The organism is Sphingomonas sp. LY54, assembly GCF_035594035.1.
GTDB lineage: Bacteria > Pseudomonadota > Alphaproteobacteria > Sphingomonadales > Sphingomonadaceae > Allosphingosinicella.
Map to the genome: position 1 here is coordinate 283,237 of NZ_CP141588.1, position 13,586 is coordinate 296,822.

General features: G+C 67.8%; 10 protein-coding genes. 4 read left to right on the forward strand and 6 right to left on the reverse strand.

Features of this window, described 5'->3' with window-relative positions:
* Positions 1-4 precede the first annotated feature (4 nt).
* Both SH591_RS01485 and SH591_RS01490 read right to left on the reverse strand, forming a co-directional pair.
* A complete protein-coding gene (locus SH591_RS01485; RefSeq protein ID WP_324750216.1) occupies positions 5-814 on the reverse strand; it encodes a CDP-alcohol phosphatidyltransferase family protein in 810 nt (269 codons plus the stop codon).
* 8 nt (positions 815-822) lie between these two features.
* Positions 823-1,560: a phosphatidylserine decarboxylase gene (locus SH591_RS01490; protein WP_322830474.1), complete on the reverse strand. Its 738-nt coding sequence runs from the start codon at positions 1,558-1,560 to the stop codon at positions 823-825.
* A 127-nt stretch (positions 1,561-1,687) separates the two neighbouring features.
* Here SH591_RS01490 and SH591_RS01495 point away from each other — a divergent pair, with 127 nt between their 5' ends.
* The 3 genes from SH591_RS01495 to SH591_RS01505 all read left to right on the forward strand — a co-directional run bounded on the left by SH591_RS01495 (position 1,688) and on the right by SH591_RS01505 (position 6,129).
* On the forward strand, positions 1,688-2,905 hold the full coding sequence (locus SH591_RS01495) for an NADP-dependent isocitrate dehydrogenase (protein WP_322830475.1): 1,218 nt from the start codon (positions 1,688-1,690) through the stop codon (positions 2,903-2,905).
* A 103-nt stretch (positions 2,906-3,008) separates the two neighbouring features.
* Entirely contained in the window at positions 3,009-4,793 is a 1,785-nt protein-coding gene (locus SH591_RS01500; RefSeq protein WP_416385221.1) for a cation:proton antiporter domain-containing protein, read from the forward strand.
* A gap of 70 nt (positions 4,794-4,863) precedes the next feature.
* A complete protein-coding gene (locus tag SH591_RS01505) occupies positions 4,864-6,129 on the forward strand; it encodes a DUF763 domain-containing protein (protein ID WP_324750218.1) in 1,266 nt (421 codons plus the stop codon).
* Here SH591_RS01505 and SH591_RS01510 read toward each other — a convergent pair.
* The 3 genes from SH591_RS01510 to SH591_RS01520 form a co-directional block, all read right to left on the reverse strand.
* Entirely contained in the window at positions 6,116-6,619 is a 504-nt protein-coding gene (locus tag SH591_RS01510; RefSeq protein WP_324750219.1) for a hypothetical protein, read from the reverse strand. The genes SH591_RS01505 and SH591_RS01510 overlap by 14 nt on opposite strands.
* A gap of 65 nt (positions 6,620-6,684) precedes the next feature.
* Positions 6,685-9,348, reverse strand: a complete 2,664-nt coding sequence (gene alaS, locus SH591_RS01515) for an alanine--tRNA ligase (protein ID WP_324750220.1) — start codon at positions 9,346-9,348, stop codon at positions 6,685-6,687.
* A 46-nt stretch (positions 9,349-9,394) separates the two neighbouring features.
* A complete protein-coding gene (locus tag SH591_RS01520; protein ID WP_324750221.1) occupies positions 9,395-9,883 on the reverse strand; it encodes a hypothetical protein in 489 nt (162 codons plus the stop codon).
* Positions 9,884-10,094: 211 nt separating this feature from the next.
* Here SH591_RS01520 and SH591_RS01525 point away from each other — a divergent pair, with 211 nt between their 5' ends.
* The gene (locus SH591_RS01525; RefSeq protein ID WP_324750222.1) at positions 10,095-12,113 is read left to right on the forward strand and encodes an elongation factor G; all 2,019 of its coding nucleotides are present in this window, start codon (positions 10,095-10,097) and stop codon (positions 12,111-12,113) included.
* An 11-nt stretch (positions 12,114-12,124) separates the two neighbouring features.
* On the opposite strand, the gene SH591_RS01530 is transcribed toward SH591_RS01525, so the two are convergent.
* On the reverse strand, positions 12,125-13,453 hold the full coding sequence (locus SH591_RS01530; RefSeq protein ID WP_324750223.1) for a dicarboxylate/amino acid:cation symporter: 1,329 nt from the start codon (positions 13,451-13,453) through the stop codon (positions 12,125-12,127).
* Positions 13,454-13,586: the final 133 nt, after the last annotated feature.

A 13,586-nucleotide genomic window follows, 5' to 3' on the forward strand; every position in this document is an offset into this window, starting at 1 on the left:
CGCGTCAGGGTGTCGGCTCGTCCGCGCCCGGTGGTGACGCAGCCCGCACGGCTCCCCTTGCGCGCAGCCTCCTGATCTTGCCGTAGGCGTAGATGCTCGCCGGAATCAAAGCCGCATAGACCATCGCCGCGATGCTCAGCGTCGGCCACGGGGCCGAGAACAGCGCGCCGCCGATCAACGCAATCACCACGATCGCCCAGAGCCGGACGCGGCTGCGCAGCCGCAGCGAGCCCCAGGAGAAGGTGGCGAGGTTCGACACCATCAGGAAGGCGATCAGGGCGGCCCACGGCGCGACCACGTAGGTCTGCCGGAATATTTCCTCGCCGCTCCACAGCCAGAGATAGACCGGAAGCAGAGTGAGGCCGGCGCCGGCCGGGGCGGGCACGCCGGTCAGGAAGCCCGCAGATTTGTGTGGCTGTTCCTCGACGTCGATCGCGGCGTTGAACCGCGCCAGGCGGAGCGCGGCGCAGACGGCGTGGGCGAGCGCGAAGATCCAGCCGAAGCGCGGCAGATATTGCAGCGACCACAAATAGAGGATGATCGCCGGCGAAACGCCGAAGGCGATCACGTCCGACAGCGAATCGAGCTCGGCGCCGAAGCGGCTCTGGCCCTTGAGCGCGCGGGCGATGCGGCCGTCCATGCCGTCGAGCACCGCGGCGACGATGATCGCCGCGACCGCCTTCTCCCAGTCGCCGTCGACGCCGTTGGCGGCCGAGATGGCGTAGCGGACGCCGGTGAGGCCGCAGCACAGAGCGAGCGCGGTTACCGCATTGGGGACGAGCGCCCTCAGCGGGATGCCACGCGGACGCCTCACCCGCTCGCTCACTGGCTGACGCCCTCGACGGGCTCGTTCTCGCCGATCTTGCCGACGATCGTCTCGCCGGCGATCGTGCGCTGGCCGAGGATCACCTTGGGGGCGGTGCCGGCGGGCAGGAAGACGTCGACGCGGCTGCCGAAGCGGATCAGCCCGACGCGCTGGCCGGCAGCGACGAAATCGCCCGCCTTGACCCACGGCACGATGCGGCGCGCGACGAGGCCGGCAATCTGGGTGAAGCCGATGCGGGTACCGTCATGCGCCTCGACCAGGAAATGCTGGCGCTCATTGTCCTCGCTCGCCTTGTCGAGATCGGCGTTGAGGAACTTGCCGGCGATATAGACGACGCGCTTCACCTGGCCGGCGATCGGGGTCCGGTTGATGTGGACGTCGAACACGCTCATGAAGATCGAGACGCGGGTGAAGAGCGCGGCTTCGTCGAGGCCGCCCTCGCCGATCAGTTCGCGCGGCGCCGGCACGGTGGCGATCATTGTGATCATGCCGTCGGCGGGCGCGACGATCAGGCCCTCGCCCTTGGGCGTCGTCCGGATCGGATCGCGGAAGAAAGCGAGCACCCAGATGGTTATGCCGACCATCGGCCAGGCCAGGGTCTCCCAGCTCAGGAAGGCGAAGACGCCGGTGATGGCCGCGGCGATGACCGCAAACTTACGACCCTCGGGGTGAACCGAAGGCATGCGATATCGGACCGTGGTCGTGACGAGGTCGGGCTTTTCTAGCGAAGTCATGCGCCTTCCTTAAGCCGGGACACCGGGCAGGACAACCGGACGCGGGACCTGCCATTGATCGCCGCGCCGTCCCCGCCTACACCCCGCCCCAAATCCTTCCACCCAAGCTGAGGAAAGCACGCGTCCCATGGCCAAGATCAAAGTGAAAACGCCGGTTGTCGAGATCGACGGCGACGAGATGACCCGCATCATCTGGCAGTGGATTCGCGAACGTCTGATCCAGCCCTATCTCGACATCGACCTCAAATATTACGATCTCAGCATCGAGAATCGCGACGCCACCGAGGACCGGGTGACGGTCGAAGCCGCCGAGGCGATCAAGCAGTACGGCGTCGGCGTGAAGTGCGCCACGATCACGCCCGACGAGGCGCGCGTCGAGGAGTTCGGCCTCAAGAAGATGTGGCGCTCGCCCAACGGCACGATCCGCAACATTCTCGGCGGCGTCGTCTTCCGCGAGCCGATCGTGATCGACAACGTGCCCCGGCTGATCCCGGGCTGGACCGATCCGATCGTCGTCGGCCGCCACGCGTTCGGCGACCAGTATAAGGCGACCGACTTCCGCGTCCCGGGCCCCGGCAAGCTCAAGATTTCCTGGGAAGGCGAGAATGGCGAGCGGATCGACGAGGAAGTGTTCGACTTCCCGTCGGCCGGCGTTGCCATGGGCATGTACAATCTCGACGAATCGATCCGCGATTTCGCCCGCGCCAGCATGAATTACGGCCTCGCCCGCGGCTGGCCGGTGTACCTCTCGACCAAGAACACCATCCTCAAAGCCTATGACGGCCGCTTCAAGGACATCTTCCAGGAAGTGTTCGACGCCGAGTTCAAGGACAAGTTCGCAGAAGCCAAGATCGTCTACGAGCACCGCCTGATCGACGACATGGTGGCGAGCGCGCTCAAGTGGAGCGGCAAGTTCGTCTGGGCCTGCAAGAATTACGACGGCGACGTCCAGTCGGACCAGGTTGCGCAGGGGTTCGGGTCGCTCGGCCTGATGACCTCGGTGCTGATGTCGCCGGACGGCAATACGATCGAGGCCGAGGCCGCGCACGGCACGGTCACGCGCCACTACCGCATGCACCAGCAGGGCAAGGCGACCTCGACCAACCCGATCGCGTCGATCTTCGCCTGGACCGGCGGCCTCAAATATCGCGGCAAGTTCGACGACACGCCCGAAGTCACGCGCTTCGCCGAGACGCTCGAGCGGGTCTGCATCCAGACCGTCGAGCAGGGCCAGATGACCAAGGATCTCGCGATCCTGATCGGCCCGGACCAGAGCTGGATGACGACCGAGCAGTTCTTCGAGGCGATCCGCGCCAATCTCGAGAAGGCGATGGCCGCCGCCTAACGGCCCACCCGCCAGGACTTGTCGAAAGCCCCGGCCGCAGATGTGCGGCCGGGGCTTTTTCGTTGGTTGCTGACAATCGCTCTCGATGCTGCATAACAGCAAGATGACGAGCGACTTCCAGACTTCCACGTTCAGCGACGCCCTCGTGATCCTCGGCGCGGCGGGGATCGTCATTCCGGCCTTCGCCCGCTTCCGGATCAGCCCGGTGATCGGGTTCATCCTGATCGGCCTGCTGGTCGGGCCCGCCGGCCTGGGTTCGATGGCCAGGGACTTCCCTTGGCTCAGCTACGTCACCATCTCCAACCCGGAAGCGATCGAGCCGTTCGCCGAGTTCGGCATCATCCTCCTCTTGTTCTCGATCGGGCTGGAGCTCTCGTTTCGCCGGTTGTGGATGATGCGCAGCCTCGTCTTCGGGCTCGGCGCGGCCGAATTGCTGCTGTCCGCCGGCCTGATCGGCCTCGGCCTCTACCTGATCGGCCAGGGCTGGACCGGGTCGCTCGCCTTGGGCCTCGCCCTCGCTCTGTCCTCGACCGCGATCGTCCTTCCGCTGGTCGGCACGAACAGTGCCGTCGGACGCTCGGCGCTGGCGATGCTGCTGTTCGAGGATTTGGCGATCGTCCCGATCATCTTCGCGCTGGGCGCCCTCGCCCCCTTCGCCCAGGCCGAGGGGTTCGAGGGCCTGCTGACCACGATCGCCTGGGGCGTCGCGACTGTCGTTGCGATGCTGGTGCTGGGCCGCTTCTTCCTGCCGCGTCTGTTCGCGCAGGCGGCACGCGCCAAGAATCCCGAACTGTTCCTGGCGGCGAGCCTGCTGGTCGTGATCGTCTCGAGCCTGGCGACGGCCGCCGCCGGCCTGTCGCCGATCATGGGCGCGCTGATCGCGGGCATCCTGATCGCCGAGACCGACTATCACAGCGAGGTCGAGGTCGTCACCGCGCCGTTCCGCGGGCTCGCGCTCGGCATCTTCCTGATCACGGTCGGGATGAGCGTCAACGTGCGCGTCATCGCCGGCAATTGGGGCGCGATCGTCATGGCCGTCATTGCCGTGCTGGTCGTGAAGGCGGTCGTGACGGCGGGCCTGCTCCGCCTCTCCGGCGCGCGCAGGTCGGTTGCTGCCGAGACCGGCGTGCTGATGGCCTCCCCTTCCGAGACCACGCTGATCGTGCTGGCCGCGGCGGCCGCGGCCCAGCTCATCAGCCGAGACACCGCCGCTTTCTGGCAGATCGTCACCGCGATCGGACTCACCATCACGCCGCTGCTGGCCAAGCTCGGCCAGCTCGCCGCGCGCCGCGTCGACCTGCAGGCCGATGTCGACATCCCCGTGCTCGGCCCCGACGAAAAGGCGCCGGCGGCGGTAATCATCGGCTTCGGGCGCGTCGGCCGCCTCGTCGCCGACATGCTGAAGATCCACGGCCGCAATTACGTCGCGGTGGATTCCAACATCGACACGGTCGCCGAATGCCGCCGCAAGGGCTTCCCGATCCTGTTCGGCGACGTCTCGCGGCCCGAGCTGGTCGACAGGCTGAAGCTCGGCCACGCCAGCGCGCTGATCCTGACGATGGACGACCCCGTCCTCACGGTGCGCCTGACCAAGCGGGTGCGCGCCTGGTGCCCGGACCTCACCATCGTCGCTCGCGCCCGCGACGCCAAGCACGCCGCCGAACTCTACCGCGCCGGCGCGACCGACGCCGTGCCCGAGACGCTCGAATCGTCGCTGCAATTGTCGGAGGCGGTTCTGGTCGATCTCGGCATCGCGATGGGCCCCGTCATCGCCTCGATCCACGAGAAGCGCGCCGAGCTGCGCAAGGAGATCATGGAGCTTGGCCAGCTCGTCGAGGAGCCGCGTATCCGCCGACGCCGGCTCCGGGATGCCCTGAAGTCCCAGTGATTCCGCCCCGTTCCCGGTAGGGCACACAGCCATTCTTGTCGTCGTTCCGTCTTTGTTCTAGAAGACGGGCATGGGACACCGTTCAGGCAGCGCCGATCTTCCGCTCCATGGCGGCCGCGTGCCGGCCTGGCTTGGCGAGCGGATGACGCGGCTCGGAACCATCATGTCGGAGGCGATCGTCCACCATTATGGGCGGGACGAGCTGCTGCGCCGCCTCGCCCATCCCTTCTGGTTCCAGTCGTTCGGCGCGGTGATGGGCATGGACTGGCATTCGTCGGGCATCACCACCAGCGTGATCGGCGCGCTGAAGCGCGGGCTCAATCCGATCGCAGGCGAGCTCGGCATCCGCGTCTGCGGCGGTCGCGGCAGGCATTCGCGCCAAACGCCCGCCGAGCTCGTCGCCGCGGGCGAGGCCGTCGGTTATGACGGCGCCGCGCTCGCCCGCTCGAGCCGGCTCGTCGCCAAGGTCGACAGCGCCGCCGTCCAGGACGGGTTCGATCTCTATCTCCACGGTTTCATCGTCGCCGACGACGGCCAGTGGGTCGTGGTCCAGCAGGGCATGAACGGCACGAGCCGAACGGCCCGCCGCTACCACTGGCTGTCGGAAGGCCTCGAAAGCTTCGTCGACTCGCCGCACGCCGCGATCGAGGGCCGGCGCCAGGGCGCGATCGTCAACCTCGCCGACCGCCGCGCGGCTGCTTCGCGGAGCGCGCAGCTCGAGCTCCTCGCCGCACTCGGGCCGGACGGACTCGCCAGCGAGGTCGCGGCGCTCGAGCGCCCGGGGGAAACGGCCGAGCCCTTGCTCCCCCATCTCGTCCTGCCCGCGCACCATGACGTGCGCTCCGGCGACGTCATCCTGCGCCGCCTGCACGGAACGCTCGCCGCCGCCGCGGAGCAGGGACCCAAGGATTTCCAGGAGCTTCTGCTGGTCCCCGGAGTCGGCGCGCGAACCGTGCGCTCGCTCGCCATGGTCGCCGAGGTGATCCACGGCGCGCCCTGCCGCTTCGCCGATCCGGCCCGTTTCTCGCTCGCCCATGGCGGCAAGGACCGGCACCCCTTCCCGGTGCCGCTCAAGGTCTATGACAAGACGATCGGCGTGCTCAAGAGCGCGGTCGAGACGGCCAAGCTAGGCAACGACGACAAGCTCGCCGCGCTCCGCCGCCTCGACGAACAGGCCCGGAGGCTGGAACGCTACGCGACCGGCCCCTCGCTCGAGGCGCATCTGGCCGAGGAACGGGCGCGCAGCCACGCATATGGCGGCATGAGCGTGCTCGGCGCGGAGCCGGCTCCCGGGAACGAAACCAGCTACGAGCGGCCGAACCTCAACGTCGCTTGATCTCCACTTTCAGGCCCGCATCCCCTTCCAGCGTCACGCTCTGACCCGGCGCAAGCTCCACTGTCTGCGAAAGCCGAACCGTCCGGCTGCCCGCGGCTGTGCAGCCGTCCAGCGAAGCCGGGCGGGTCCAGTCGATGCTAACGCTAAAGTTCGAGGTCGAGCGAACATTCACGGTAATCGTGAAGTTGGCCCGAACCCCATAATCGTACTGGGTCTCAGCAGGACACCGGGCACTTGGCGCCTCAGCGCGGGATTGCGTCACCGACGCAGGGGCGCGGTGCGCTACCCGCAGCGTATCCCGCCAAGCAAAGCCATCTTCGCCCGACACTCGGATATCGAGGATAGCCGGGGGACCGGTCTCCCTGTCGCGATACGCCTGCGACCGCGCCGACGGTGTGATGATGGGCGGCGGCGGCGCTTCACGCACGACCATGAGCGGCGGGGGCGCAGATTGTGCGCCCAGCATCAGCAACAAAAAGGCATTCAGCATCGGTAAGCCCCCCTTTTCGAACAGAGTAAGCCTGTCGAAAGGTTGAGCCTTCGTTACGGCCCCGCTCAGGCGGCGACCGCTTCCTCTGCCAGCGCCGCCTTTACCGCGTCGAGCGCGGCCTGGGCCTTGACGCCGTCGGGGCCGCCGCCCTGGGCCATGTCGGGACGGCCGCCGCCCCCCTGCCCGCCGACTTCAGCGACCGCTTTGCGGACGAGATCGACCGCGTTGCGGCTGGCAATAAGATCGTCGGTGACGCCGACGGCCACCGTGGCGCGGCCTTCATTGACCGCGACCAGGGCGACCACGCCCGATCCGATGCGCTGCTTGGCTTCGTCGACGAGGCCGCGCAGGCCCTTCGGATCGAGGCCTTCGATCACCTGGCCGACAAAGAAGTGGCCGCCGATCTGCTCGGGCCCGACTTCGTCCGCGGCCTTGCCGCCGCCGCCCAGCGCCAGCGCCTTCTTCGCCTCGGCCAGTTCGCGTTCGAGCCGGCGGCGCTCCTCGATCAGGCTGGCGACGCGCGCGGGCACTTCCTCGGGAGTCGCCTTTAGCGCGGCGGCGGCCTCCTTGAGGCGATCCTCGCGCGAAACCAGCCACTTGCGGGCGGCTTCTCCGGTCAAGGCTTCGATGCGGCGGACGCCCGATGCAACCGCGCTCTCGGAGATGATCTTGAACAAGGCGATGTCACCGAGCGCGGAAACGTGGGTGCCGCCGCACAATTCGACCGAATAATTGGCCTCGGCGTTGCGGCCCATCGATAGGACGCGCACTTCCTCGCCATATTTCTCGCCGAACAAGGCCATGGCCCCGGCCTGGATCGCCTCGTCCGGGCTCATCAGGCGCGTCGTGACCGGCTCGTTCTCGCGGATATGGGCGTTCACCTCGGCCTCGACCGCCTCGATATCCTCGGGCGTCAGCGCCTTGGGATGCGAGAAATCGAAGCGGAAGCGGTCGGGCGCGACCAGGCTCCCCTTCTGCGTCACATGGGTGCCGAGCCGGTTGCGCAGGGCAGCGTGGACGAGGTGGGTCGCCGAGTGGTTGGCGCGGACGCGCGCGCGGCGCTCGACGTCGACGTCGAGGCGCACCGCGTCACCGACCTTCACGCTGCCGGCGCGGATCGTCGCCTGATGGGCGTGGAGCTTGCCGAGAGGTTTAGACGTGTCGGAAACATCGGCCTGTAAGCCACTGTCGTTATTGATCTTTCCTGCGTCGCCCATCTGGCCGCCGCTCTCGCCGTAAAAGGGCGTCTGGTTGGTCAGGATGACGACATTGTCGCCCGCCTGGGCGGCATCGACGCGCTGGCCGTCCTTGACGATCGCGAGCACCTGGCCCTCGCCTTCATGGCCGGAGTAGCCGGTGAACTCGGTCGAGCCATGCTCCTCGGCGATGTCGAACCAGATGTCGTCGGACGCCTTCTCGCCCGAGCCCTTCCAGGCGGCGCGAGCGGCCGCCTTCTGCTCGGCCATGGCGGCGTCGAAGCCGGCGCGGTCGACGTTGAGATTCTGGGCGCGCAATGCGTCCTCGGTGAGATCGTAGGGGAAGCCGAACGTGTCGTAGAGCTTGAACGCGACGTCGCCGGCGAGCGTGTCGCCGGGCTGCATCGCGGCCGTCGCCTCGTCGAGCAGGCGCAGGCCCTTGTCGAGCGTCTGGCGGAACCTGGTTTCCTCCAGCTTCAGCGTCTCCTCGATCAGCGGCTGGGCGCGGACGAGCTCGGGGTATGCGGCGCCCATCTCGGCGACGAGAGCCGGCACGAGCCTGTGCATCAGCGGCTCGGCGGCGCCGAGGATATGGGCGTGGCGCATGGCACGGCGCATGATGCGGCGCAGGACATAGCCCCTGCCCTCATTGGCCGGCAGCACGCCGTCGGCGACGAGGAAGCCGGCCGAGCGCAGGTGATCGGCGATGACGCGGTGGCTGGCCTGGCGCTCGCCCGTCGTCGGCGTCTTGGTGAACTCGCCGCTCGCCGCGATCAAAGCCTTGAACGTGTCGGTGTCGTAATTGTCGTGGACGCCCTGCAGCACCGCCGCGATCCGCTCCAGCCCCATGCCGGTGTCGATCGACGGGCGCGGCAGATCGCCGATGATCTGGTCGTTCTCCTGCAGGAACTGCATGAAGACGAGGTTCCAGATCTCGACGAAGCGGTCGCCGTCCTCGTCCGGACTGCCCGGAGGGCCGCCGGGGATATGGTCGCCATGATCGTAGAAGATTTCCGAGCACGGACCGCAGGGACCGTCCGAGCCCATCGCCCAGAAATTGTCCTTGGTCGGGATGCGGATGATCCGGCTTTCGGGCAGGCCGGCAACCTTCTTCCACAGGTCGAACGCTTCGTCGTCGGTATGGTAGACGGTGGCAGTCAGCCGGTCGGGATCGATGCCCCATTCCCTGGTCAGCAAGGTCCAGGCGTGGACGATCGCCTCTTCCTTGAAATAATCGCCAAACGAGAAGTTGCCGAGCATCTCGAAGAAAGTGTGGTGGCGCGCGGTATAGCCGACATTGTCGAGGTCGTTATGCTTGCCGCCGGCGCGCACGCTCTTCTGGCTGGACGTGGCGCGGCTGTAGGGCCGCTTCTCCAGCCCGGTGAAGACGTTCTTGAACGGCACCATGCCCGCATTGACGAACATGAGGGTCGGATCGTTGTGCGGCACCAGCGGCGCGGACGGCACGATCTGGTGTCCCTGACCCCCGAAATAGTCGAGGAATGAGCGGCGGATGTCGTTGGTCGAAGTCATGCGCGCGATGTAGGCGAGCGCGCTTCCGGCGGCAAGCGACTCGCCGCTACATGCCGACCGGTGCGCCCTCTGCGGCAACGACCTCGACCGGAGGCGCAACCGCCACGGCTTCCTCTTCCTCGCTCACCGGCGCCGCGGCGTAGCGCTCCACGGCGGCAAGCTCGGCGTCGGCGACCGAATCGGGCGCCTCGTACACCGTATATTGGACTGGCTCGTAGGCGGGCGATTGCCAGCTGCCGGCGACAGAGGCGTCGACCGCAGGGTCGTGCTGCGGAACATATTCCTCCGGATAGGCCGGGCATTTCACGCAGCCGGGGCCAAGGCCCTCGCTGAAGTCCAGCGCCGCCTGGCGCGGCTCGGACTGCGCCCATTCGGGGCTTCGATAGGGGCTGAGATCGGCGAAAAAGCGCGATTCCGGCTCCGAATAATAGGCCGGGTTGATCTCGGCGATGGCGGCGTGGCCGAAATGCACGCCCAAGGCGACGCCGGCGACGGTCAGCGCGGCCAGGGTCGGTACCGTCATGATCTTCAGCATCCGGGACTCCACAACCAGCCGCCGCGAAGCGGCTTCTCAGGCGGATAAACCCGCGACATGCCGCCGCCGTTCCAATCGGGGAACAGGCGCGGCGAACCGCAGGAAAGCCCCCTTGCGATTCCCGGCAAAGAGGCGGACGGTGGCGGACGGAGGGGCGTGGCGCGGTTCGCGTCTTCTCGCGGCCCGCGCATAGCGGACGAAGGAGAGACACATGCCGGAAAGATCGGTGGGCACCAGAACCGTGGCGCTCGTCGGCCCGGGCGGCGCGGGCAAGACGAGCTTGGCTGAATCCATTCTCTTCGCGACAGGAACGATCGACCGACAGGGATCGGTCGACAGCGGCACCAGCGTCGGCGATTCGAGCCCCGAGGCGCGAGCGCGACGCGGATCGACCGAAATCAATCTCTCCCGCTTTTCCTTCCTCGGCGACGCTTTCGCCCTGATCGACGGCCCCGGCTCGGTCGGCTTCGCGGCCGACGGCGCGATGGCGCTCGCCGCCGCCGACATCGCCGTGGTGGTGGTCGATCCCGACCCGGACCGGGCCCTGCTGGCCGAGCCGATCCTGCGCCAGCTTGAGGCGCTCGGCGTGCCGCACATGATCTTCGTCAACAAGATCGACCAGGCCCGCGGCAGCATCCGCGCGCTGCTGGAGGCGCTGCAGCCGATGAGCGCCTCGCCTCTGATCGCGCGCCAGATCCCGATCCGCGAGGGTGAGAAGGTAACCGGCTTCGTCGATCTCGCGCTGGAGCGCGCCTTTCACTACCGGCCGGGCAAGCCGTCCGAGCGCACCGAGATCCCGGCCGAGCTCGGCGACCGGGGGGCGAGCGACCGCTTCCACATGCTCGAGCAGCTTGCCGACCATGACGACGCCCTGCTCGAACAATTGCTGATGGACGAGATGCCGGACCTGCCGACCGTGCTCGCAGATCTCGCCCGCGAAACGCGCGACAATCTCGGCGTGCCGGTCTTGTTCGGCTCGGCGCTGAACGGCTTCGGCGTGCGCCGGCTGCTCAAGGCCTTGCGCCACGAGGCCCCTGCTCCTTCGGCCACGGCCGAGCGCCTCGGCGCTGCCGATGCCTGCGCCTTCGTCTTCAAGATGGTGCAGGGCGGCGCGGTCGGGCGGCTGGCGCTGGCGCGGGTGTTCGGCGGCATGCTCGCCGAGGGCGCGGAGCTGGCCGGACCCGACGGCAACCCCGTCCGCGTCGGTACCTTGTTCGCCATCCAGGGCGACAAGACCACCAAGCTCGGAGGTGCGGACATTGGCGACGTGGTCGCCATCGCCAAGCTGGAGACCGTCAAGGCCGGCGACTGGCTCGGCGCGCCCGGCGCGTCGCCCGCCATCGAGCTGCCGCCCAGCAATTATGCGCTGGCGATCACGACCCGCGACCGCAAGGACGACGTCCGCCTCTCGACCGCCTTGCATAAATTGGTCGAGGAGGATCCCTCGCTGAGCTGGGAGCAGGACGAGGCGCATCACGAGACGCGGCTGAAGGGCGTCAGCGACGAGCATCTCAAGGTCACGATCGACCGGCTGAAGCGGCGCTACGGCGTCGCCATCGATTCGCGGCAGCCGACGATCGGTTACAAGGAATCGATCCGCAAGACGGTCATCCAGCGCGGCCGCCACAAGAAGCAGTCGGGCGGCCACGGCCAGTTCGGCGACGTCGTGATCGAGGTGAAGCCGCTGCCCCGCGGCGAGGGCTTCCACTTCGGCGACCGCATCACCGGGGGCGCCATTCCCAAGCAATGGATCCCCGCGGTCGAACAGGGCGTGCGCGACGCCATGCTGAAGGGGCCGCTCGGCTTCCCGGTGGTCGATGTCGCCGTGACGCTGACCGACGGCAGCTTCCACAGCGTCGACAGCTCCGAACTCGCCTTCCGCACGGCCGGGCGGGTCGCGATGAGCGAGGCGCTGGCGGCGGCGTCGCCGCACCTCCTCGAGCCCGTCCAGCGCGTGACGGTGGTGACGCCCGGCCACGCATCGTCGCGCGTCACTTCGGCCATTTCGAGCCGGCGCGGGCAGATGCTCGGCATGGCTCCGCGCGAGGGGTGGTCGCGGTGGGACCGGATCGAGGCGCTGATGCCCGAATCGGAGCTGAGGGGGCTGGACGCGGAGTTGCGCTCGCTGAGCCAGGGCCTGGCGAGCTACACGACCGAGTTCGATCACCTGGCCGAGCTCAACGGCAAGCTCGCCGACGAGGTCGTGCAGCACGAGCTCGAGCCCGCTTAGGCAGCGCCGCCCTAGCTGGGATGCGCCGCGGTGACGGCGGCTTCCTCGGCCGCCGTTATCGTCGCCATGTCCGGCTCGCCGCGTGAGACGACCACCGCGGCGGTCAGGTCGCCGGTGACGTTGAGCGTCGTCCGGCACATGTCGAGGAAGCGATCGACGCCGAGCACGAGGCCGATCCCCTCGGGCGGCACGCCGACCATGCCGAGGATCATCGCGATGACCGGCAGCGACCCCGCCGGCACTCCGGCCGTGCCGATGCCGCCGAGGATGCAGACGATCAGCACCATGGTCTGCTGGGTCAGCGTCAGATCGACGCCGAAGAACTGGGCGAGGAACAGGACGGTCACGCCTTCGAAGATGGCGGTGCCGTTCTGATTGGCGGTGGCGCCGATCGTCAGGACGAAGCGCGAGATGCGCGGCGGCAGGCCGAGCCGGTGCTCGGCGACGCGGAGCGAGGTCGGCAGCGTCGCGTTGGATGAGGCGGTCGAGAAGGCCATCACCATCGCCTCCTGGCTCTGGCGGAAGAACCAGGCCGGAGAGACGCCGCCGAGGAAGCGCAGAGCAAGCGGGTAGACCACGAACATGTGCAGCCCGAGCGCGAGCAGAACCACCCCGGCATAGGCGCCGAGCCGCACCAGCAGGTCCCAGCCGAACACGGCGGCGAGGTTGAACATGAAGCAGGCGATCGCGATGGGCGCCATCCGGATGACGATGCCGATCAGCCGCATCGTCACGTGGAACAGGCCCTCGATCGCGTCCTGCAGCCGCTGCGCCTCGGGCGTGTTGACCAGCAGCAGCCCGATCCCGAACACCAACGCGAAGAACATCACGGCGAGGATGTCGTTGTCCGCGGCCGCCGCGATGACATTGTCGGGAATGATGTTGAGGAAGGCGGCGACGCCCGATGGCATCTCCGCACTTTTGGTGATGATTGCGCCCGCGCCTTCGCGGGCGTCGGCGAGCAGCGACTGGGCCAGGACCGGATCGACGCCGGCGCCGGGCCGGATGATGTTCACGACCGCCAGAGCAATCACCACTGCGACCGCGGACAGCCCGACGGTGAAAAGCAAGGTCTTCACGCCAACCCGCTTCAGCGCGCGAATGTCGCCCATCTCTGCGATGCCGACGACGAGCGCCGAGAAGAGCAGCGGGATGACGAGCATGAACAGCAGACGCAGGAAGATCTGGCCGATCGGGCCCGTCACATAGGTCGTGACCGCGTCGACCCAGGCCGCACCCGGCTGGGTGGCGTAGACGATGAGTCCGCTGATGAGGCCCACCAGGAAGCCGATCAGCATCTTCATCTGCAGCGAAAGGCCGCCGCCTTTCGGTTCGTCCATCGCCCCGGCTCCCGAAAAATACTTGTTCCGCCTTGCCAACGTTCGCTGCCGCGCTTGGGTCCCGCACAAGGCGTTATGGAGGCCCGCGCGAGCCTTCATACCGTGTTTACCGGGCAATCTCCTGCTTGACGCG

Excerpts from the sequence above, each read along its gene's own strand:
- SH591_RS01490 (WP_322830474.1), bottom strand. The coding sequence starts at position 1,560 with ATGACTTCGCTAGAAAAGCCCGACCTCGTCACGACCACGGTCCGATAT.
- SH591_RS01495 (WP_322830475.1), top strand. The coding sequence starts at position 1,688 with ATGGCCAAGATCAAAGTGAAAACGCCGGTTGTCGAGATCGACGGCGAC.
- SH591_RS01500 (WP_416385221.1), top strand. The coding sequence starts at position 3,009 with ATGACGAGCGACTTCCAGACTTCCACGTTCAGCGACGCCCTCGTGATC.
- SH591_RS01505 (WP_324750218.1), top strand. The coding sequence starts at position 4,864 with ATGGGACACCGTTCAGGCAGCGCCGATCTTCCGCTCCATGGCGGCCGC.
- SH591_RS01510 (WP_324750219.1), bottom strand. The coding sequence starts at position 6,619 with ATGCTGAATGCCTTTTTGTTGCTGATGCTGGGCGCACAATCTGCGCCC.
- alaS (WP_324750220.1), bottom strand. The coding sequence starts at position 9,348 with ATGACTTCGACCAACGACATCCGCCGCTCATTCCTCGACTATTTCGGG.
- SH591_RS01520 (WP_324750221.1), bottom strand. The coding sequence starts at position 9,883 with ATGCTGAAGATCATGACGGTACCGACCCTGGCCGCGCTGACCGTCGCC.
- SH591_RS01525 (WP_324750222.1), top strand. The coding sequence starts at position 10,095 with ATGCCGGAAAGATCGGTGGGCACCAGAACCGTGGCGCTCGTCGGCCCG.
- SH591_RS01530 (WP_324750223.1), bottom strand. The coding sequence starts at position 13,453 with ATGGACGAACCGAAAGGCGGCGGCCTTTCGCTGCAGATGAAGATGCTG.